Here is a 19,680-nt window from a genome sequence, read left to right as displayed (position 1 = left end):
CGGGGCGTTTCGGTTCGACAGGAATCTGTTCCACGCCTTCGACGTCTCGCGTGGGTCGACATCCGCGAAATCGAACCCCTGGCGCGGAGTTCTGAGCGCCGTGTGCTGGTCTGAATTCATCATTAAGTCCCCTCCCGTGGACTTAACTTCCGGCGCCGGGCCATGCTGGCAAGATGTGTCCCTGCGCCCACCGAAGTCCGCATTGGCAGAGTAGAATCACGCGATCTGCAGCCGCGTCTTGATGTCTTCTGCAAGGTCGTCTTCAGAGTAGGTCCGGTTGATGGTCCGGTTTGCAAGATCGGCAATCTTGTCGCACAGCTCCGGTTCGAGCGGTGCGATGAAGCCGTTTTCCGTGGTGGCGATCACAAAACACCTGTCACCGTTCACACGCTTGATCTGGCCCAGAAAATGCAGTTGGAGGCCCGAGGTGGTGTCGGCCAGCACCACCCGCCCGTTGATGCTGATCCGCAGATAAGCGACCGGCACATCGGGCAGACGGGGCCGCGCCTGATCAATGATGATCAAGCCCTGAGCCTGCGGCGGTGGGGCGGCCTTCTTTGCCTTGTCGGCAGAATACTTGCCGCCGCTCAGCGTATCGGCCAGCTTTTCGATGGTGCCCCAATTGCGCCGCAGGTGGTCCTTGGCCTGCTTGTCTTCTGCCCTCGGACCGCTGTGTCTTGAGTGGATATCCAAGTGACGTTCTCCTGGTTTCGGCTGCCGTGTCACTTTGTCGCGGAAGACTCGGAGGATTATCACAGCTTGCCGATTCTGATGCATCCGAACTTGGCGGCCCCGACGACGGGAAAAAGTTGTAACGTAGCGTTACACAAGGGCCGGTGCCGGTTCAACTGGGGCGCTGGGTTGCCAGCGGGTCCGCCTTGGGTTTCACCTTCGCGCCCATGCGGCCTTCGCTGATCCAGCGGGCGGCCAGAACGAAGGCGCCGGTGGCAAATTCACGGCCGTGGGCCGCAATCATCTCTTCCCCGATCAGGGCAATGCGTTGAAAGAACGCATCTTTGCTTTTTTCCTCGTCGGTCAGGTCGGCGGTCTGTTGCGCGGTCATGATGGGCCTTTCTGTGAGCGTTCAGGATTTGAACATGGCTTCGGGGAATTCGACCAGGGCAGCGGTGCCGTCGGTTCCGGACAGCGCCAGATAGCTGCCGTTTGACGACCACGCCATCGCCGCGATCCCTGCGCCGGTATCCTCGCGCAGCAGAATCTCGGACGGCTGGCCGATTTCCGCCAGGCTCAGCAACCCGTTGGCATAGCCGACCGCCACCAGATTGCGGTTCGGGCTCGCGGCCACGGCGTTGACCGGCACCAGTCCGGCGCGGCCGGTCATCACGTCCCGCGCATCCTGCAAGGACCATGCCGCCACCCGGAACGCGCCGGACGCCACGACGGTGTTGGTGGACCGGCCGAAGACTGCGTAGCGCACCGGGGTGGGGAAATTGCCGCGAACGGTCGCGCGGTTCTGCGCGACGTCGATCAGGCTGAAGCCGCCAACCGCCATGCAACCCGTCAGCCAGGCGCCATCGGGGTGCCAGACGAGGCTGACAGCCGTGCCCTCCAGCACGGTCTCGATCGGCGGATTGTCCAGGGCTTGCACCGCAAAGCGCCAGACGCCGCCGGGACAGGCCACGGCGAGGGTCGATCCATCGGCCGAAAACGCCATCGCGGTGACCGGGCCGGTCACCGGAAGAACGCGCGGCGTGTCAGCGCCCGCGGGCGAGACACAGGCCTGTGCCGCGCTGGCAAAGGCAACGGTCTTGCCGTCCGGCGAGGCCGCCAGCACGGTGATCTTCGCCGAGGCCCTGGCGGGAATATGCGAGGCGATGCCGCCGGGCGTCAGTGCGTTGATCCTCCCGGTGTCTTTGGCAAACGCAAAGCCGGTCGGCCCAAAGGGAACCACATCGGAACTGCGCCCGGCCGCGAAATCGGCCTGCTTCAGCGGCTGGAAGGGTTTGTCGCGCGGGGCGATGGTCAGACGTCCGGTATCCAGCGCGCGGCGGGTGCGGATGGTGGGCGATGCCTTGTCGGCCGTCGCCGCAAGATGGACAGAGCCATCCATGCTGGCAAAGGCAACCGCGCTGTCGTCGGCGTTGAAGGTGATCTGCTGCACCGGCGAGGGCACATGCCAATCACGCGCAATCAGGTCGAAAAGCTGCAGATGTGCGCGTTCGTCTCTCATGATGTTCCCCATTGCGATCGGCCTGATTACGATTGGCAGAGTGTGGAAATATCGGCGTCGATCTTTCTCATCAAAGCCTCCATCCGCTGGATTTCCTGCTCGGTTTCGCTCAAAGCCTGCCGCGTGGCGACGTCTTCAAGATAGAGCGCGTCCAAAGCCTTCTGACGGCCCTCAACATCCGCACCCTCTTCCAGATCGCGCTCCGCACACATCACTTCGATCTCTTTGCCCGCGACGCGCTGCCGACGGCTGAGCAGCTTCGAGTTCTCCTGGCTGAGCAGAATCACCAGGGCAATCCGCAGTTTCTGCAACTCGCCCATTCTGCCAGAAAACGCTGCTGCATCAGGCACTTGATCGCTCCGTAGTCACCGAGGATTTCATCCAGTAGCGCAACGGTATCTGCGCTGGGCGAGAATGCGACAGAAACCGAAAACGTAAATTTCCGTTACATATTGTCGCAGTTCGTTACGGAAAAATATCCGTTTGGCCGGGCCGAATTTCCCGCCCTACAGTCCCTCATCGAACAAAAAGAAGGCCGCCGGGGCAAACCGATGGTGGCTCAAGAACGAAGGAAGGGAGGCCTGCGTTGCGAATGAAATTCACGTCCCGTGAAACTGATCCGACGTATTGGATGGCTGCGCAACGCAGTTCTCTGACCTTTGCCGACGGTCGTGCCCACATCAACCTTAACCAAAAAGGTGAGCAACAATGTCGACTTTGACACTCAACAAGATCACGGCGCAAAAGGGCATCTCGGTGGCCGATGCGACGAAGAAATGCGCCGATCTGGGGTGGAATCCTTCCTATGTCCAGGAAGCGATGACCTACCCCAGCGACTACAAGATCACCAAGGCGCCGCGCGATCCGATGAAGCAGGTGCTGCGGTCCTACTTCTCGATGCAGGAAGAAAAGGACAACCGGGTTTACGGTGCCCTCGATGCCGCCCTGCGCGGCGACATGTTCCGCAACGTCGAGCCGCGCTGGGTCGAATGGATGAAGCTGTTCCTGGCGATCATCCCCTTCCCGGAAATCTCTGCGGCCCGTTCGATGGCGATGGTCAGCCGACTGGCACCGGGCGAGGAACTGCGCACCGGCTTCACCATGCAGATGGTCGATGAATTCCGCCACTCCACCATTCAGATGAACCTGAAGAAGTGGTACATGGAAAACTACATCGACCCGGCGGGCTTCGACATTACCGAAGAAGCGTTCGGTAAATGCTATGCCACCACCATCGGGCGTCAGTTCGGCGAAGGCTTCCTGACCGGCGACGCGATGACGGCGGCCTGCATGTATCTGACCGTCGTGGCCGAAACCGCGTTCACCAACACGCTGTTCGTTGCCATGCCGTCGGAAGCTGCCCGCAACGGCGACTATGCCTTGCCGACCGTCTTCCTGTCGGTGCAGTCGGACGAAAGCCGCCACATCGGCAACGGCCACTCGCTGATGATGGCCGCGCTGAAAGAGCCGGAAAACCACCTGCTGATCGAACGCGACATGAAATATGCCTTCTGGCAGAACCATGCCATCGTCGACGCGGCGATCGGGACGTTCATCGAATACGGCACCACCGACCGCGACAAGTCGAAGGAAAGCTATGCCGAGATGTGGCATCGCTGGGTCTACGAAGACTACTACCGGACCTACATGCTGCCGATGGAAAAATACGGCATCAAGATCCACCATGATGACGTGACGGCGGCCTGGGAGCGGATCACCAAGAAGAATTACGTCCACAAGGTCGGGCAGTTCTTCGCCGTCGGCTGGCCGGTGAACTTCTGGCGGATCGAGGCGCAGACCGAAAAAGACTTCGAATGGTTCGAACACAAGTATCCCGGCTGGTACGCCGAGTTCGGCGACTTCTGGAAGTGGTATGCCAAACTGTCCAAGCCCGGCCAGAAGGTGATCACCTTCAACGAGGAAGTCGGCTACGTCTACCCGCATCGCTGCTGGTCCTGCCTGGTGCCCTGCCTGATCCGCGAGGACATGGTGACGGACGAAATCGACGGCCAGATCCACACCTTTGCGCATGAAATCGACCGCTGGACCGCGGTTGAGGCCTTCGCCGACGAATACCAGGGCCGTCCGACGCCTGCCATGGGCCGCTTCTCCGGCAAGCGCGAATGGGAGACGCTGTATCACGGCGTTGACCTGGCGGATGCGATCGTGGATCTGAACTTCGTCCGTTCCGACGGCAAGACCCTGATCCCGCAGCCGCACCTGCGCTTTGACGACAAGGACATGTGGACGCTGGATCACGTGCGCGGCCATACGCTCGGCTCGCCCCTGATCACGCTGCGCGGCATGGACGAGGCAGCCCGCAAGGCGCACCTCGCCGACTACGCCAAGGGCTTCACGATCAACCCCTGCAATTAACCCGCCAAGCGTGGGCCGGACATTCCGGCCCACGACCCCAAAGCCGGCCCCATCGGGCGCCGGGTTGAAAGCCATCCCTTGAAAAGGTGCTCGCAGATGTCAGAAACCTTTACCGTTCGATTGGAACCCGTCGGGGTCGAATTCGAAGTGGAAACCGGCGAAACGGTGCTGAATGCCGCTTTCCGCCAAGGCATCTCGCTGCCGCATGGCTGCAAGGAGGGCCAGTGTTCGGCCTGCAAATGCAACCTGGTCGAGGGGGATGTCGAGCTCCTGAAATACTCGACCTTTGCGCTGTCGGATGGCGAGCGAGAGAATGGCGGCATCCTGCTGTGCCGGTCGCTGGCGACAGAAGATCTGGTGATCGAGCTGTTGAATTTCGACGAGGAACTGCTGTCGAAGTCGATCGCCGTCAAGGACTTCAAGGGTCGGATCGTCGCCAAGGACAATCTGACCCACGACATCCGCGCGATCGAGATCAAACTGGAAACGCCGATCAAATTCTGGGCCGGGCAATATGTCGACATCACCGTCAGGACCAAAGATGGGGAGGAGATTAAGCGCTCGTTCTCCATGGCAAATACGCCGGACCAAGCCCAAAACCTCCGCTTCATCATCAAGAAATACCCCGACGGAAAGTTCAGCAACGAACTTGACGCGGGAGGAATCGAAGTCGGCGCCGCCGTCACCGTCCGTGGACCCTACGGCAGCTGCTTCCGGCGCGAAGGACGGACCGGACCGATAGTGCTGGTGGCAGCGGGCTCGGGCATGTCGCCGATCTGGTCGATCCTGCATGATCATCTTGCCAGCGGCGAACGTCGGGCGGTGCACTTCTTCTATGGTGCCCGCACCCAGGCCGATCTGTTCTATCTGCCCGAACTCGCCGCCATCACCGCCGCCCATCCCGAGGTCACCTTTACCCCGGTGCTGTCGCATGCGGGCAGCGATCCGACATGGCACGGCGCGCAGGGGTTTGTGCACCAGGTCGTGGGGACGGAACTGAAGCGCCTTGGGATCGAAGGCGGCGGCGATGCCTATGCCTGCGGGCCGCCGCCGATGATCGACGCGCTCAGCCCGGTCCTGTTCATGCTCGACTTCGACACAGAGCGCACTTTCTACGACAAGTTCACGCCGTCCACCGCGCCGGCGCCGATCCAAGCGCACTGATACCAAGGGGTTAGCCCCAATCACCACAGGGAGAGAGACATGGTTGCCACATCAAGCTCGGTTGGCTCAGGCGCCGCAGGGGCCGCGATCTTCGCCGACAGCGAAAGCCGCAAGTACCGCTACTTTGAACCCCGCGCAAAACGCGCCACCCACTACGAAGACGTCACCGTCGACGTGCAGCCCGATCCGGAGCGTTACCTGATCCAGAACTGGATCATCAGCTTCCCGGACGGCAAGGGCGCCTACGAAAAGGACAGCACGCACGCCAAAAGCTCCAACTGGCACGCCTTCCGTGCGCCGGATCAGGAGTGGGAGCGCACCCACTATCAACGCCAGTCGCGCATCGAGGTGATGGTTCAGGCCGTCATCGCCAACGGCCGCAAATCCGGCGCGCAGCATGCCTTTGATGCGGCCTGGGCCAAGACCCTGCAAAAGCATCTCGGCGCCTGGAAACATGCCGAGTTCGGCCTTGGCACCAGCCTGATGCAGGCGCAGCGCTACGGCTACACCCAGATGATCAACAACGCCACGCTGACCAATTCGTCCTACAAGCTGCGGCTGGCGCAGGACATCACCCTTTATCTGGCCGAGATCGGCATGGATATTCCGGGTTGGGACGACGAAATCGGCAAGTCCGCCTGGCTGGACGACGACATGTGGCAGGGCACCCGTGAAGCGGTGGAAACCATCATGGGCTGCACCGACTATCTGGAGCAGTATTTCGCCATCAACCTGGTGTTCGAACCGCTGGTGGGCGAGCTGTTCCGCTCGGGCTTCCTGATGCAGTTCGGGGCGGCCAACAACGACTTCATGACCCCCTCGGTCATCGCCGCGGCGGAAGGCGACTATGAACGCAACCTCGCCAACACCATCGACCTGATCTGGCTTCTGGCCAATGACGAGGTGTTCGGGCCGCAAAACCGCGCCCTGTTCCAGGGCTGGGTGATAAAGCACGCCGCCCTTGCCGACCGGGCCGCCAAGCTGTTGCAGCCGATCTGGTCCAAGCCGCATTCGAAACCCGTCAGCTTTGAGGAGGCCCGCGCGGTGTCCGAAGAGCGGTTTGCCAAGATCCTTGGCGAACTCAACCTGTCGCGCTGAAAGGGAACCCCCATGTCAAATATCGCTCGCGATAACTCTCACGACAACATCTTCAAGGCGATGAAAGATATCACCTTCGAGAAAACCGTTTCGCATCAATGCGGTGTGACGATGTCGGATTCGGTCGAGGCCCGCGCCATCGCCGAATTCATGGACCAGAAACCGGGCGTGACGGTGACCTACAACCCCGCCCTGATCCGCATCGACGGCAACGGCAAGCTGATCTTCAAGATGGACGAGATCAGCGAATACCTGGGCCGCGAGATGACGGCGGAACTGTTCGAGGTGAACTCCTCGACCCACTACGGCCGGATGGTGCGTACCGATGACAACACGGTGATCCTGTTCGGCGACATGAACGAGATGCTCGAATACATCTGACCAATCGGCGCGGGGGCAACCCCGCGCCACTTTCCCAACCCATTCCAAAAGGCAGCGAAGATGTACGTAACCCCCGAAGGCAAAGAGATTTTCGTGCTGGATGGCCACACCCATTTCTGGGATGGCAGCCCCGAAAACCAGAGGAACATCCACGGCAAGCAGTTCATCGACTGCTTTTACGCCTACCACACCAACCTTTCGCCCAAGGAAGAGTTGTGGGAAAAGTCGAAGTTCGAGAAATACTCCGCCGACGACCTCTATAACGACCTGTTCATCGACGGGCCGGACGATATGGCGATCCTGAATTCGACCTATCTGTCGGATTTCTACAAGACCGGCTTCAACAACATCGAACGCAACATGTCGGTGGCCAAGAAGTTCCCCAACCGCTTCATCGTGAACGGCGCGTTTGATCCGCGCGACGGCGAAAAAGCGTTGGAATACATCCACTTCATGAAGGAAACCTATGACATCAAGGGGGTGAAGATGTACACCGCCGAGTGGAATGGCTCCTCCAAGGGCTGGCGGTTGAACGACCCCGACGCCTACAAGTGCTTCGAGTTGTGCGACAAGCTGGGCATCAAGAACATCCACGTCCACAAGGGCCCGACGATCATCCCGCTGAACAAGGATGCGTTCGATGTGCATGACGTGGACTATGCCGCGACCGATTTCCAGAACCTGAACTGGATCGTGGAACATTGCGGCCTGCCGCGTCTCGACGATTTCTGCTGGATCGCGACGCAGGAAACCAACGTGTTCGCGGGCCTCGCGGTGGCGCTGCCGTTCATCCATTCCCGCCCGCGCTATTTCGGGGAAATCATCGCCGAACTCTTGTTCTGGATCGGGCCGGAGAAGATCCTGTTTGGCTCGGACTACGCGATCTGGACGCCGAAATGGCTGGTCGAAAAGCTTTGGGCCTTCCAGATCCCCGAGGATATTTCGGCCGAGCGGAGTGGTGTGCAGCTGACCGATGAGATCAAGGAAAAGATCCTCGGCCTCAACGCGGCGCGGCTTTACAACATCGACGTGGCCGCGCGCAAAGCTGAATTCTCCGCCCACCCGATGTCGATCGCGGCGGAGTGATGCAGATGACCGCGCCCATCCAATTGGACGACGCCCAGTTGAACCAGGCCCCGTTGAATCAGGTTTGGGCGCGGCTTGATCTGGTGATGGACCCCGAACTCGATGAACCCGTGACCGACATGGGTTTCATCGAGGCGGTGTCCATCACCTGGTCAACGCCTGGTCAGAACAGCGGCACGGTTCATGTCAGCTTCCGGCTGCCGACCTACTGGTGTTCGCCCAACTTCGCCTTTCTGATGGCCGAAGGCATCAAGCGTCAGATCGAGGTTCTGCCCTGGGTCGGTCAGACGGTGGTCACCCTGCAAGACCACATGGCCGCCGAGGAAATGAACGCAGCGATCAATGCGGGGGCGGCCTTCGGGACTGTCTTCCCGGATCTGCACCCCGGCGAAGACCTCGGCGCGCTGCGCGAGAAGTTCGACCTCAAGGCCTTTCAGCGGCGCCAGGAAGTGGTGATCAAAGCCCTGATTGCCATGGGCTTTTTGCCAGCCGACGTCATGGCCATGCCGCGCGGGCTGCTGGATGCGACGGCCTTGGAAGGGCCTGAAGACGCCCGCCAGAAATCCCGCTACCTTGCCTTGCTGGATGAAAAGCAGCTTGCGCCAACCCCCGGCGATCTGGCGTTTCCGACCTATCAGGGCCGCCCGATCGACGACTACGCCCTTTACATGGGCCTGTTGCGGTCGGTGCGGATCAACATGGAGTTCTCCGGCTCGCTTTGCCGGGGGCTCAAGCGCAGCCGCTATCAACAGGCTGATCTGTCGGGCGACGTGCCCATTCTGGTTGACTACGCGGCCCCCATCCCCAGTCACGCCTGCCGCTGACAGGCGATCCACAAAAACACAAAACCGGCTTTGGCCGAAGGAGGAACTATGCCCAAGATCATGATCCACGGCAACGATGCCCGCCGCGCTTTGGCCCATGGCGTGCAGAGACTGTCTGCAGCGGTTGAATCGACGCTCGGCCCGATGGGCATGAATGCGATGATCGACCGACCGATGGGCACGCCTCTGATCAGCCGGGACGGGGTATCGATCGCCTCGGAGATTGAACTCTTCGACCGGTTTGAAAACATGGGCGCGCAAGTGGTGCGCGAAGTGTCGATGCAGACCAACGAGGTCGCGGGCGATGGCACCACCACCTCCATCGTGCTGGCCAACGGGATGATCCAGTCGGGCGTCGTGCTGATCGACAAGGGCGCCAAGCCGGTTGAACTCTGCCGCGGGATTTCCATGGCGGTCGAGGCGACCATCCGCGCCCTGCGCGCGGCGGCCAAGCCGGTCAAGGACCATGCCGTGCTGTCGGCGGTGGCAAGGATCTCCGCCTCCAACGCCGATCTGGGCGAGTTGGTCGCCGAGGCGTTTCGTCGGGTCGGCGCGCAGGGCGTCATCTCGACCGACTATGGCACGGGCAATACATCCACGCTGCAAGTGGTGGATGGCATGGCCTTCGACCGTGGCTACATCTCGCATCACATGGTCACCGATCTGGATGCGATGCGCGCCGTGGTGCTGAACCCCTATATCGTGCTGACCGACATCAAGATGAAGACGGCGAGCCAGTTGGATGCCGCCAAGGCGATTGCCGCCGAAGATGGCCGCCCCCTGGTGATCATCTCGGAAGAAACCTCGCCCGAGGTGCTGCTGACGCTGCTGGGCAAAGATGGGCCGGGCAAGTTCCTGGTGGTTCACCCGCCGGAATTCGGCCACTGGCGCCGCAACATGATGGAGGATCTGGCGATCCTGACCGGCGGCAAGGTCCTGGCGCGTGATCTGGGCGACAGTCTGGAGAACATCACCCGGCTGGACATGGGCAGCGCCGAACGCGTCGAGGCGAGCAATTCCGATACCATGATCATCCGCGGCAACGGCGATCCGCAGGCGATCGCCGCCCGGCGTGCCCAGGTGCAACGGTTGTACGAGGTGGCTCCGCCCAACATCGACAAGGACAAGTTGCAGGAACGGCTCGCCAAACTCTGCGGCGGCACCGCGACCATTCTGGCCGGCGGGGTGACGCCGGTCGAACAGAAGCGCACCATCCAACTGATCGAGGACTCGCTGAACGCCGTCCGCGCCGCCTCGGAAGAAGGGGTGCTGGTCGGCGGCGGTGTGGCGCTTGCGCGGGTGGCCCCGGCCTTGGCCGACCTGGCGAAATCGGTGGCGGGCGATGTCCGCAAGGGCGTCGAACTGGTGCAATCCGTGCTGACCCTGCCCCTCGCCCGCATCGCCTTCAACGCCGGTGCCGAACCCAATGAGGTGGTGCGCAAGGTCTGCGCGCTGCATGGCGACCACGGCTACAACGCGGCGACCGGGCGATATGAGGATCTGATGGCGTCCGGCGTCATCGACCCGGTTCGCGTCACCTGCTCGGCGCTGATGAACGCGGGTTCGGTGGCGACGCTGATCCTGACCACCGAAACCCTGATCGCCGATCTGGCCGAGGACGAAGACCCGACCCTTGGCGGCGCCCTGGGTGGCGGTGCCGAGAAGCTGGGCCGCAAGTGAACTGCTGAACGTGGAAATTAGGAAAGGGCTCTGACATGAAAGCCGCAAGACTCTACGAATACGACCCCACGATGAACGTTCAGTTGAAGATCGAAACCGTCAAGGCGCCCACCATCATGGGGCCGAATGACGTGATCGTCAAAGTCGGCGCTGCGGGCCTGTGCCGCACCGATCTGCACATCATCGAGGGCGTCTGGAAAGACATCATGGATCAGGGCGGCAACCTGCTGCCCTATATCATGGGCCACGAGAACGCCGGTTGGGTCGAGGATGTCGGGTCCAACGTCACCTCGGTCAAGCATGGCGACACCGTGATCTGTCACCCGCACCGGACCTGCGGCATTTGTCTCTCGTGCCGCTATGGCGACGACATGCACTGCGAACACAGCCTGTTTCCGGGGCTGGGGCTGGATGGCGGGTTTGCCGAGTATTTCCTGACCTCGGAACGCAGCCTGATCAAGCTGAACCCGAACATCACGCCGCTGGACGTCGCACCGATGGCGGATGCCGGGATCACCGCCTACCGCGCCGCGAAGAAGGCCGCCAAGTCCTTGCGACCCGGCGCCTATTGCGTGATCGTCGGCGTCGGCGGGCTTGGTCACATCGCCCTGCAATGCCTGCATGAAATCTCGGGCTGCCGGATCATCGCGGTGGACCGCGAACCGGCCGCGCGGGCCCTGTGCAAGGAGCTTGGCGCCGATTTCGTGCTGGATGGCGGGCCGAACATCGTCGAGGAGATCAAGCAGATCACCGGCGGTGGCGCGCAGGTCGTGATGGATTTCGTCGGCGAACTGGGTGTCGAGAACCTGTGCTGGAAGATGGTCCGCCCCGGCGGCGAGCTGATCATGATCGGCTACGGCGGCAAGATCGAAGTGCCGACCGCGCATCTGGTGATCAACGAGATCAACATCGGCGGGTCTCTGGTCGGCAACTACACCGAACTGGTGGAGCTGATGGAGCTGAACGCGGATGGCAAGGTGAAGATGCATTATGCGCAATACAGCCTCGATGACATCAACGTCGCGCTGGATGACTTCAAGCATCGGCGGTTCGCCGGGCGCGGCGTGATCGTGCCGTAAAGCACGGCGGCAAAGCAGGAAAAGCCAGACACCGACAGGGCAAGACCGGAAGGCACCCCGCGCGCTCGTGGGGGTGCCTTTGGAACGGCGCATCACGCGCGAATTCCGGATCGCCTGAACAGCGGCCGGTTTGATCGACGGGGGAAAGGGCAATCCTGCTCTGCGCTGGCTTTCGCCCGGATTCCTGCACCATCCAGCGTTTGCCAAGACAAGCCAGAAATCTGGCGTGAGGGAGAGTAAAGTGGATACCATAACAGCTTTGGCGGTTTCTATCGGCCTGCTTGGGGCGGTTGCGACCTACCTGTTCCTGACCATCGGCGTCATCCAGATCTGGGTCGGCTTCATCGGCTGGGCCAGCTTTTATCACTGTGGCGGTGGCGTTGACGGCCTGCGGAAATCGGTTCTCGCCAACCTCTGGGGCGTGGTGATGGCATATATCGCGCTGCTGCTGATCACGCAGGTCAACACCGGCCTGCCCGGTCCGTTATGGCCGTCGCTGGTGGTTGGGGTCACGGCCGGCATCCTGGTGATGGGGGCCAAGATCGAGGCGCTGAGCGTCATCCCGGCAACCGTCTACGGCTATGCCTCCACCGCAGGCTACGGGTTGTTGTCGGGCGCATCGCTGACCGCGCTGACGGCAGCCAACCCGCTGATCTGTGTGGCGGTTTCGCTGGTGATCGGTGGGCTGTTCGGTCTGGTGTCGGAACGGTTTGCGGGCGTTCTGAAACGGTCGGCCCCTCGGCCGTCAAAGGCTTGACCTGAAAGACGGTGCGGGCAAGGTGGTGCGACCTTCTTGCCCGGCCACCCCGGAATCCATTCGCCTGTCTGGAGGAATTCACCATGTCAAAAGCAATCCATTCGATGATCCGGGTGCTGGATGAAGCGCGATCCGTCGCCTTCTATGACCTGGCGTTCGGGTTGCATGTGGCGGACCGGTTGGCCTTCGACAGCTTCACGCTGGTTTACCTGCGCAATGCCGAGTCTGATTTCGAGCTGGAACTGACGATCAACGCCGGGCGGACGGAGCCTTACAGCATGGGCGACGGCTATGGCCATCTGGCCGTCTCCGTGCCGGATGTTGGCGCCGAACATGCCCGCCTGGCCCTCGCGGGGCTCGCCCCGCGCAAGCTGGTGGAGTTTGCCCCGGGCGGCACCGTCATCGCAAAATTCTTCTTCGTCGCCGACCCGGACGGCTATCAGATCGAAGTGCTGCAACGCGGTGGCCGCTATCTTTGAGCCGGGCCGCGTTCGCCTGTGCGCCCATCCAGCGGAATCGGGGGCGGCACCTACGGCCCGAGGAAATACCCGTGCGGCGCCAGCATGATGGCAAACATCCCGGCATAGACCGTCAGGAAAACCGCATAGGCGATCACGCGGGCCGTGCGGTCGCTCTCGATGATCCTGCGCATCAGAAACTCCATCCACGTTGGCGATAAGGCGGCGCGGGCCGTGGCACGGCCGACCGTGTGACGGTCGCCAGCAACTCGTCCCGCAGGGCAATCCCCAGCGGCCAGGGTCCGAAGCCGCTCGCCATGTTGATATGCCCCGCGAAGCCCAGATCCAGCAGTTCGGCGCCCCAGGCCCGCGCGAGCGATGCTGCCCGGGCAAAGCTCATCCAGGGGTCGTTGTGGCTGGCAACCACTGTTGTGGGAACATGCAGCGGTCGTTCCGGGATCGGCGCAAAGCGCGCCAGACGCTTGCTGTTGCGCGGCTCCGCCGGGGCAACCAGCAGCGCCCCCGCCACCCGCAGTTGCGGCCATTTCGTCAGCAGGCGCGCGATCACCACCGCGCCCAGACTGTGACCGACCAGAATGGAATCGGGATGCGTCAGGATCGCCCCGGCGACCTCCGCCTCCCAGGCCTCGGGCTGCGGCAGCGACCAGTCGGCCTGGTCGATCATCAATGCGGAGGGATCCTTGTGCGCCCACCAGTGCTGCCAGTGCGGCTTCGGCGATCCGTCAATTCCGGGAATGATAAGGGTCTTGGTCATCGCTTCCTCCGTGCCTCTTCTGCCCTAACTCTACCAACTTTATCGTGATAAAAGTTTCCAAATTCTTCCCACGGCAGAGAAGGCTGTTCTCCGGCACCGCGGTTCAGCGCGTCCGGGTATCCACCGGGTAGGCCGTCGTTGCCTTGATCCGCTCCATCGCGAAATGCGAGGTGACGTTCTTGATCGGCACCGAGTCGGTCAGACGGCGATAGAGATCGTCGAAGGCCGCCATGTCGGGCACCGCAACGCGCAGCAGATAGTCCATCTCGCCCGCCATCCGAAAGACCTCCATCACCTCGGGGAAAAGCGCCACGGCCTCGGTGAAGGCAATGCGCCACTCGGCAGAGTGATCGGGCGCCTCGATGCCGACGAAGACGGTCAGCGCGAATCCGATCCGTGTCGGATCGACCAGAGCCACACGCCGCGTGATGATCCCGGCAGCCTCCAGTTTCTGGATGCGCTTCCAGCAGGGGGTCTGCGACAGGCCGACCCGGTCGGCGATCTGGGCGACGGGCAGTGTCGCATCCCGCATGAGTTCGGCCAGGATCTTGCGGTCGATGAGGTCAAGGTCGTCCATCGGCTTCCCCGTGGGCCGTGCGCCCGGCTGCTGAGTCCGGCGACGCGACCGGACCGCTTGAACTATGGCATGATACTATTAAATGTCTACAGTCGTAGTCGTGTTAAACGCTGCGGCCCGTTTTCCTCGCAAATTCCGGGGTTTCCGTGGAAAGCCGGTCAGGATAGCGCAATATCCCGATGTTGAAAGTCGAGCTTCTGACCGTTAGGAGTCAGGGATGATCACGCAGAAGACAAAATACGCGCTCAAGGCCCTGATCGCCCTCGCCGAGGAATCGGCGGGGGACGGACAGGCCCTGACGATCGAGGAGATCGCCCGGCGTTCCGGGGCGCCCAAGCGGTTTCTGGAACATATCCTGCTGGAACTGCGCAACGTCGGCTACATCGGGTCAAAGCGAGGCCGCGCGGGCGGCTATCTCCTGATCAAGGAACCGCAATCCGTCTCGCTGGGCGAGATCCTGCGCCAGGTCGACGGGCCGATCGCGCCGCTGCCTTGTCTTTCGCGCCGCGCCTATCAGCGCTGCGAGGATTGCACCAACGAGGAGACCTGCCAGATCCGCAGGGTCTTCGGAGAAGTCTTCTGGGCATATCTGCTGCTGATCGAATCCCTCACCTTGGCAGACCTGCTGCAAAAAACGGACGTGCTGGAGCGTCTCACCGCGCCAAGCGGGCCTGCGGGAGAATAATATTCCATAATCACGCCCGACTTTGGCGTGAATTTTCCGTTGCAATACTCGACTATCTCTGTCGTCATTAGCGTATCAGCACAAGCCGTCCCGGCGCGTCGCTGTCAGCAGGATGCAGGAGGTTTCAATGCAGGTCGCAGCCAACACGACGAAAGCATCTTCAACGGTCAGCTCTGCGATCATGCGGTCGGCACCGCAGCGCACCAGCGCGCCCGACCCCGGCAAAGCGGCGACCACTTGCGCGGTTCACCTTGTCGACCGTCGGACCGGGCTGCCACAGCGCATCAATGGCTCGCTTCTTGCCGTTTTCACCAAGACCCCGCGCGAAACGGTCGCCGAGATCCTGCGCAACCGTGACGCCTCCCGATGGGAAGCGCGGGTGGACCCCCTCACCACGCAGGAGGCGCAGCGATGATCCGGCACACCGCACCTAGCCTAGTTGCGGCCTTTCCGTTTGGCCGATCCGCCAAGCCGTCCCAAGCGGCACGGACCCCTGAGGAGACCGACCCGATGCTGACCACCATCACCATTTCCGGCGGCGTGACTGCGCAAGGCGTCTTCCTGCGGGAGTTGGGCGACGGCCGCGTCGTGATCTCGACCGACCGCGAGGAATTGATCGGCTATCCGGTTCCGCGTCAGACGGCAGCGCGCCGCAATCGCGTCGGCAAGGCCGGCTGGCGACTGACGCTGGCAAGCCTTGCCACCCTGGCGATGGCGGCGCTCGCGACCCCGCAGCCGGTCGCGGCCCTGAGCTTGCTGAACGTGTCCTATGATCCGACGCGCGAGCTTTACAAGGATTACAACACGGCGTTCGAGGCCCACTGGAAGGCGCTTGGCCACATCGACGACCTTCAGATCAACGATTCTCATGGCGGGTCGGGCGCTCAGGCGCGGTCGGTGATCGACGGGCTGGATGCGCAGGTGGTGACGCTGGCCCTGTCGGCCGACATCGACGCGATCGTCGGCAAGTCCGGGAAAATCCCGGCGGACTGGCAGTCAAAGCTGCCGCACAACGCCTCACCCTATACCTCCACCATCGTGTTCCTGGTCCGCAAGGGCAACCCGAAGGGGATCAAGGACTGGGGCGATCTGGTGCAGGACGGGATCAAGGTCATCACGCCGAACCCCAAGACCAGCGGCGGCGCGCGCTGGAACTTCCTCGCCGCCTGGGCCTGGGCCGAAGCCCAGCCGGGCGGCAGCGAGGACAAGGCCAGGGCCTTCGTGAAGGATCTTTACGCCCACGTCCCGGTGCTTGATTCCGGCGCGCGCGGGTCCACGACGACCTTCACCCAACGGGGCATTGGCGACGTCCTGCTGACCTGGGAGAATGAGGCCTACCTCTCGCTCGACGAACTCGGTGCCGACAAGTTCGAGATCGTGGTGCCCTCGGTCTCGATGCTGGCGGAACCGCCGGTGGCTTTGGTCGACGGCAACATCCATACCCCCGAGCAGCGCGCGGCGGCCGAGGAATACCTGACCTACCTCTACAGCCCCGAAGGGCAGGCGATCGCCTGGAAACACTACTATCGCGCCTGGGATACCTCCAAAGCCGATCCGAAGGACGTCGCGCGGTTGCCGAAACTCGACCTTGTGACCATTAGCCACTTCGGCGGCTGGCCCAAGGCGCAGCCCGCGTTCTTCGGCGACGGCGGCGTGTTCGACCAGATCTACGCGGCGAACTAGCAGATGCGTCCGCTCGTTCACCGCTCCCCCATGCCGGGTCTCGGCCTGAGCATGGGGATCCTGATCACGATGCTTTCGCTTGTCGTGATCCTGCCGATCGGCGCCCTGCTGCTGCGCGGCGTCGCCTTCGGTCCGCTGGAGGTCTGGCAAGTCATCAGCACGCCCCGGGTCTGCGCGGCCCTCCTTCTCTCCTTCCGTCTCGCGTTCCTCGCCGCCACCTTCAACCTCGTCTTCGGTCTGGCGCTCGCCTGGGTTCTGGTGCGCTACCGCTTTCCCGGGCGCAGCCTGATTGACGCCGCGGTCGACCTGCCGTTTGCGCTGCCTACGGCGGTGGCGGGAATCGCGCTGACCACGCTCTACGCCCCGAACGGCGCCTTTGGCGCCCTGGCGGCCCGGCTCGGCGTTCAGATCGCCTACACCGAATTCGGCATCCTGATCGCGCTGATCTTCGTCGGCCTTCCCTTCGTGGTGCGCACCGTGCAGCCGGTGATCGCCGAGATCGAGCGCGAGGTCGAGGAAGCCTCGGCCACACTCGGCGCAAGCCGTGCCCGCACCTTGCGCCGCGTCGTGTTGCCGATGGTGATGCCCGCCCTGCTGACCGGCTTTGCGCTCGCGCTGGCGCGGGCGGTGGGTGAATATGGCTCGGTCATCTTCATCGCCGGCAACATCCCTCTGCACACCGAAATCGCGCCCCTGTTGATCGTGATCCGGTTGCAGGAGTTCAACGACGGCGCCGCCGCCGCCATCGGCATCGCGATGCTGGCGATTTCCTTCGCGATGCTGCTGGTCATCAACCTCGTCCATATCTGGAGCCGTCGGAGGATCGGACATGTCTGACACACCCAATGCCCAAGTCCGCTTTCGCGTGCCGACCACCGAAGCCCCCGTCTTCCGCATCGCGCTGACGCTCGGGGTCACGGCCTTGCTTGTCCTGCTTCTGTTGGCGCCGTTGGTCGTGGTCTTTGCCGAGGCTCTCGCGAACGGCGCTGTCGAGGCCGTCGCGTCGCTTGGCAACCGCGAGGCCTGGCCTGCCATCCGGCTGACGTTGACGGTGGCCGCGCTGGCGGTGCCGCTGAACGCGGTTTTCGGCGTTGCCGCGGCATGGGCGATCACCAAGTTCGATTTCCGCGGCAAGGCAGTGCTGATCACGCTGATCGACCTGCCCTTCTCGGTCTCGCCGGTTGTGGCGGGCCTCTCGCTGGTGCTGCTCTTCGGTGCCAACAGCCTGGTCGGAGGCTGGCTCGTCGCCCACGGCGTGCCGGTCATCTTCGCGCTGCCCGGCGTCGTGCTGGCCACGATGTTCGTGACCTTCCCCTTCGTGGCGCGCGAGCTGATCCCGATCATGATCGAACAGGGCCGCGCCGAGGAGGAAGCCGCGCTGACCCTCGGCGCATCCGGCTGGCGGGTGTTCTTCACCGTGACGCTGCCCAATATCCGCTGGGCGCTGCTCTACGGCGTGCTTCTTTGCAACGCCCGCGCGATGGGCGAATTCGGCGCCGTCGCCGTGGTTTCCGGCAAGATCAGCGGCGTCACCGTCACCATGCCGCTCGCGATCGAACAGCTTTACAACGAGTATTCGTCGATTGCCGCCTTCTCGCTTGCGGGCCTGCTCGCCTTGCTTGCCCTCGTCACCCTTGCCCTGAAATCACTGCTCGAGTGGCGCTACGCAGACGAGCTTGCCGCCACCAACCGGCACTGAAAGGACCGCCATGCATATCGAGATCGATGAGATTGCCAAGGAGTTCGGCGCCACGACCGCGCTGCATCCCGTCAGCCTGTCCATCCCGTCCGGGGCGCTCGTGGCCCTGCTCGGCCCGTCGGGGTCAGGAAAGACAACGCTTCTGCGCGTCCTGGGCGGGCTCGAATACCCGACCTCGGGTCGCGTCCTGTTCAACGGCGTCGATGCGACGGGCCTTACCGTCCAGGAAAGGCGGGCGGGTTTCGTGTTCCAGAGCTATGCGCTTTTCCACCACATGACGGTGTTCGAGAACATCGCCTACGGGCTGCGCGCACGGCCGCGCAAACAGCGCCTCACCGGGCCCGAGATCAACCGTCGGGTATCGAAGCTGCTTGACCTGATCCAGCTTCCCGACATCGGCGCGCGCTATCCCACGCAGCTTTCCGGTGGCCAGCGGCAACGCGTCGCCCTCGCCCGCGCGCTTGCCATCGAACCCCGGATGCTGCTGCTTGATGAACCCTTCGGTGCGCTCGATGCACGCGTGCGAAAGGAACTCCGCGCCGGGTTGCGCGACATCCACGACGAGACCGGCCTGACCAGCGTCTTCGTCACCCATGATCAGGACGAGGCGATGGAGCTTGCCGATCTCGTCGTGGTCATGTCGATGGGGCGGATTGAGCAGGTGGGCAAACCCGCCGATATCCGGGCCCGCCCGGCCACCAGGTTCGTGCGCGAGTTCATCATGCCATAAGGCTGCGGGCTCCCCTTCGCCGACGACGGCCGTGGGCCCGAATGAACTCCCAAAGGCGAACGTGCCCGACCACGCCCCCAACCTGAAGCCTACCGTCATCGCCTGATCGGTGATCGCGGCAATGTCATCGGTCCGGCCTGATCCAGATTAGCGCGGCACCGAGCCAACCTTTCCTAGGGTGCGCCCAAGGCCTTTTCCCCGGGATATCCGCAGGTTGGCCATGCCGTTGCCGTGATGAAGGTGGTGCCGATGTCCGTTCCCTACAACGCCTTGTTTCATGTCCTGACTTACAGCACCGTCCTGCGCGATGCCCCTGAAGGCAACGAGGCGCGGCTCTTGCGCCGCCTGCACGACGCGATCCTCGCGCTCGGCTATGCCACCGATGTGGTGCCGACGCTCGCCGGGGCGAAGGTTGCCGCGGAAAGCGACATGTCGAT

General features: G+C 62.7%; 24 protein-coding genes. 17 read left to right on the top strand and 7 right to left on the bottom strand.

Annotated features, from left to right (window positions below; translation table 11 throughout):
• Nucleotides 1-216: 216 nt before the first annotated feature.
• The 4 genes from AC11WY_RS03145 to AC11WY_RS03130 all read right to left on the bottom strand — a co-directional run bounded on the left by AC11WY_RS03145 (nt 217) and on the right by AC11WY_RS03130 (nt 2,541).
• Nucleotides 217-693 carry a hypothetical protein gene (locus tag AC11WY_RS03145; RefSeq protein WP_482922446.1) on the bottom strand — a complete coding sequence of 159 codons (477 nt, stop codon included), beginning with the start codon at nt 691-693 and terminating at the stop codon, nt 217-219.
• A 151-nt stretch (nt 694-844) separates the two neighbouring features.
• Nucleotides 845-1,063 (bottom strand): hypothetical protein, encoded by a 219-nt coding sequence (locus AC11WY_RS03140; protein ID WP_482922445.1) that lies wholly within the window; start codon nt 1,061-1,063, stop codon nt 845-847.
• A 21-nt stretch (nt 1,064-1,084) separates the two neighbouring features.
• The gene (locus AC11WY_RS03135; protein ID WP_482922444.1) at nt 1,085-2,191 is read right to left on the bottom strand and encodes a WD40 repeat domain-containing protein; all 1,107 of its coding nucleotides are present in this window, start codon (nt 2,189-2,191) and stop codon (nt 1,085-1,087) included.
• A 26-nt stretch (nt 2,192-2,217) separates the two neighbouring features.
• Nucleotides 2,218-2,541 (bottom strand): hypothetical protein, encoded by a 324-nt coding sequence (locus AC11WY_RS03130; RefSeq protein WP_482922443.1) that lies wholly within the window; start codon nt 2,539-2,541, stop codon nt 2,218-2,220.
• 358 nt (nt 2,542-2,899) lie between these two features.
• Here AC11WY_RS03130 and AC11WY_RS03125 point away from each other — a divergent pair, with 358 nt between their 5' ends.
• From AC11WY_RS03125 to AC11WY_RS03080, 10 genes are all read left to right on the top strand, one after another.
• Nucleotides 2,900-4,567, top strand: coding sequence for an aromatic/alkene/methane monooxygenase hydroxylase/oxygenase subunit alpha (locus tag AC11WY_RS03125; RefSeq protein WP_482922441.1), 1,668 nt, complete (start codon nt 2,900-2,902; stop codon nt 4,565-4,567).
• 96 nt (nt 4,568-4,663) lie between these two features.
• On the top strand, nt 4,664-5,731 hold the full coding sequence (locus tag AC11WY_RS03120; protein ID WP_482922439.1) for a 2Fe-2S iron-sulfur cluster-binding protein: 1,068 nt from the start codon (nt 4,664-4,666) through the stop codon (nt 5,729-5,731).
• 39 nt (nt 5,732-5,770) lie between these two features.
• Complete coding sequence (locus AC11WY_RS03115) at nt 5,771-6,829, top strand: aromatic/alkene monooxygenase hydroxylase subunit beta (protein WP_482922438.1); 1,059 nt, start codon at nt 5,771-5,773, stop codon at nt 6,827-6,829.
• A gap of 12 nt (nt 6,830-6,841) precedes the next feature.
• Nucleotides 6,842-7,210 (top strand): MmoB/DmpM family protein, encoded by a 369-nt coding sequence (locus AC11WY_RS03110; protein ID WP_482922436.1) that lies wholly within the window; start codon nt 6,842-6,844, stop codon nt 7,208-7,210.
• Nucleotides 7,211-7,270: 60 nt separating this feature from the next.
• A complete protein-coding gene (locus AC11WY_RS03105; RefSeq protein WP_482922434.1) occupies nt 7,271-8,296 on the top strand; it encodes an amidohydrolase family protein in 1,026 nt (341 codons plus the stop codon).
• Nucleotides 8,296-9,120: an iron-sulfur cluster assembly protein gene (locus AC11WY_RS03100; protein WP_482922432.1), complete on the top strand. Its 825-nt coding sequence runs from the start codon at nt 8,296-8,298 to the stop codon at nt 9,118-9,120. Before AC11WY_RS03105 ends, AC11WY_RS03100 begins: the two co-directional genes overlap by 1 nt.
• 48 nt (nt 9,121-9,168) lie before the next feature.
• Nucleotides 9,169-10,800, top strand: coding sequence for a chaperonin GroEL (groEL, locus tag AC11WY_RS03095; RefSeq protein ID WP_482922430.1), 1,632 nt, complete (start codon nt 9,169-9,171; stop codon nt 10,798-10,800).
• A 35-nt stretch (nt 10,801-10,835) separates the two neighbouring features.
• On the top strand, nt 10,836-11,879 hold the full coding sequence (locus tag AC11WY_RS03090) for an NAD(P)-dependent alcohol dehydrogenase (RefSeq protein WP_482922428.1): 1,044 nt from the start codon (nt 10,836-10,838) through the stop codon (nt 11,877-11,879).
• A gap of 241 nt (nt 11,880-12,120) precedes the next feature.
• Nucleotides 12,121-12,636 (top strand): DUF1097 domain-containing protein, encoded by a 516-nt coding sequence (locus AC11WY_RS03085; protein ID WP_482922426.1) that lies wholly within the window; start codon nt 12,121-12,123, stop codon nt 12,634-12,636.
• A gap of 83 nt (nt 12,637-12,719) precedes the next feature.
• On the top strand, nt 12,720-13,115 hold the full coding sequence (locus tag AC11WY_RS03080) for a VOC family protein (protein WP_482922424.1): 396 nt from the start codon (nt 12,720-12,722) through the stop codon (nt 13,113-13,115).
• A 50-nt stretch (nt 13,116-13,165) separates the two neighbouring features.
• On the opposite strand, the gene AC11WY_RS03075 is transcribed toward AC11WY_RS03080, so the two are convergent.
• From AC11WY_RS03075 to AC11WY_RS03065, 3 genes are all read right to left on the bottom strand, one after another.
• Nucleotides 13,166-13,288, bottom strand: coding sequence for a hypothetical protein (locus AC11WY_RS03075; protein WP_482922422.1), 123 nt, complete (start codon nt 13,286-13,288; stop codon nt 13,166-13,168).
• The gene (locus AC11WY_RS03070; protein WP_482922420.1) at nt 13,288-13,869 is read right to left on the bottom strand and encodes an RBBP9/YdeN family alpha/beta hydrolase; all 582 of its coding nucleotides are present in this window, start codon (nt 13,867-13,869) and stop codon (nt 13,288-13,290) included. Before AC11WY_RS03070 ends, AC11WY_RS03075 begins: the two co-directional genes overlap by 1 nt.
• Before the next feature lie 103 nt (nt 13,870-13,972).
• Nucleotides 13,973-14,446, bottom strand: coding sequence for an Lrp/AsnC family transcriptional regulator (locus AC11WY_RS03065; protein ID WP_482922418.1), 474 nt, complete (start codon nt 14,444-14,446; stop codon nt 13,973-13,975).
• Nucleotides 14,447-14,663: 217 nt separating this feature from the next.
• Here AC11WY_RS03065 and AC11WY_RS03060 point away from each other — a divergent pair, with 217 nt between their 5' ends.
• The 7 genes from AC11WY_RS03060 to AC11WY_RS03030 all read left to right on the top strand — a co-directional run.
• A complete protein-coding gene (locus AC11WY_RS03060; RefSeq protein ID WP_482922416.1) occupies nt 14,664-15,131 on the top strand; it encodes an RrF2 family transcriptional regulator in 468 nt (155 codons plus the stop codon).
• A 127-nt stretch (nt 15,132-15,258) separates the two neighbouring features.
• Nucleotides 15,259-15,546 (top strand): hypothetical protein, encoded by a 288-nt coding sequence (locus tag AC11WY_RS03055; RefSeq protein ID WP_482922414.1) that lies wholly within the window; start codon nt 15,259-15,261, stop codon nt 15,544-15,546.
• A gap of 95 nt (nt 15,547-15,641) precedes the next feature.
• Complete coding sequence (locus tag AC11WY_RS03050; protein WP_482922412.1) at nt 15,642-16,814, top strand: sulfate ABC transporter substrate-binding protein; 1,173 nt, start codon at nt 15,642-15,644, stop codon at nt 16,812-16,814.
• Nucleotides 16,815-16,817: 3 nt separating this feature from the next.
• Complete coding sequence (gene cysT / locus AC11WY_RS03045; protein WP_482922410.1) at nt 16,818-17,651, top strand: sulfate ABC transporter permease subunit CysT; 834 nt, start codon at nt 16,818-16,820, stop codon at nt 17,649-17,651.
• Nucleotides 17,644-18,513, top strand: coding sequence for a sulfate ABC transporter permease subunit CysW (cysW, locus tag AC11WY_RS03040; protein ID WP_482922408.1), 870 nt, complete (start codon nt 17,644-17,646; stop codon nt 18,511-18,513). Before cysT ends, cysW begins: the two co-directional genes overlap by 8 nt.
• A gap of 10 nt (nt 18,514-18,523) precedes the next feature.
• On the top strand, nt 18,524-19,243 hold the full coding sequence (locus AC11WY_RS03035; protein WP_482922406.1) for a sulfate/molybdate ABC transporter ATP-binding protein: 720 nt from the start codon (nt 18,524-18,526) through the stop codon (nt 19,241-19,243).
• Between the two features lie 249 nt (nt 19,244-19,492).
• On the top strand, nt 19,493-19,680 hold a 188-nt coding region (locus tag AC11WY_RS03030), incomplete at its 3' end, for a hypothetical protein (protein WP_482922404.1).

Source organism: Solirhodobacter sp. (genome assembly GCF_964715405.1).
Note: the sequence above shows the minus strand (reverse complement) of the source record. Positions and strands in the feature narration are given on the sequence as shown.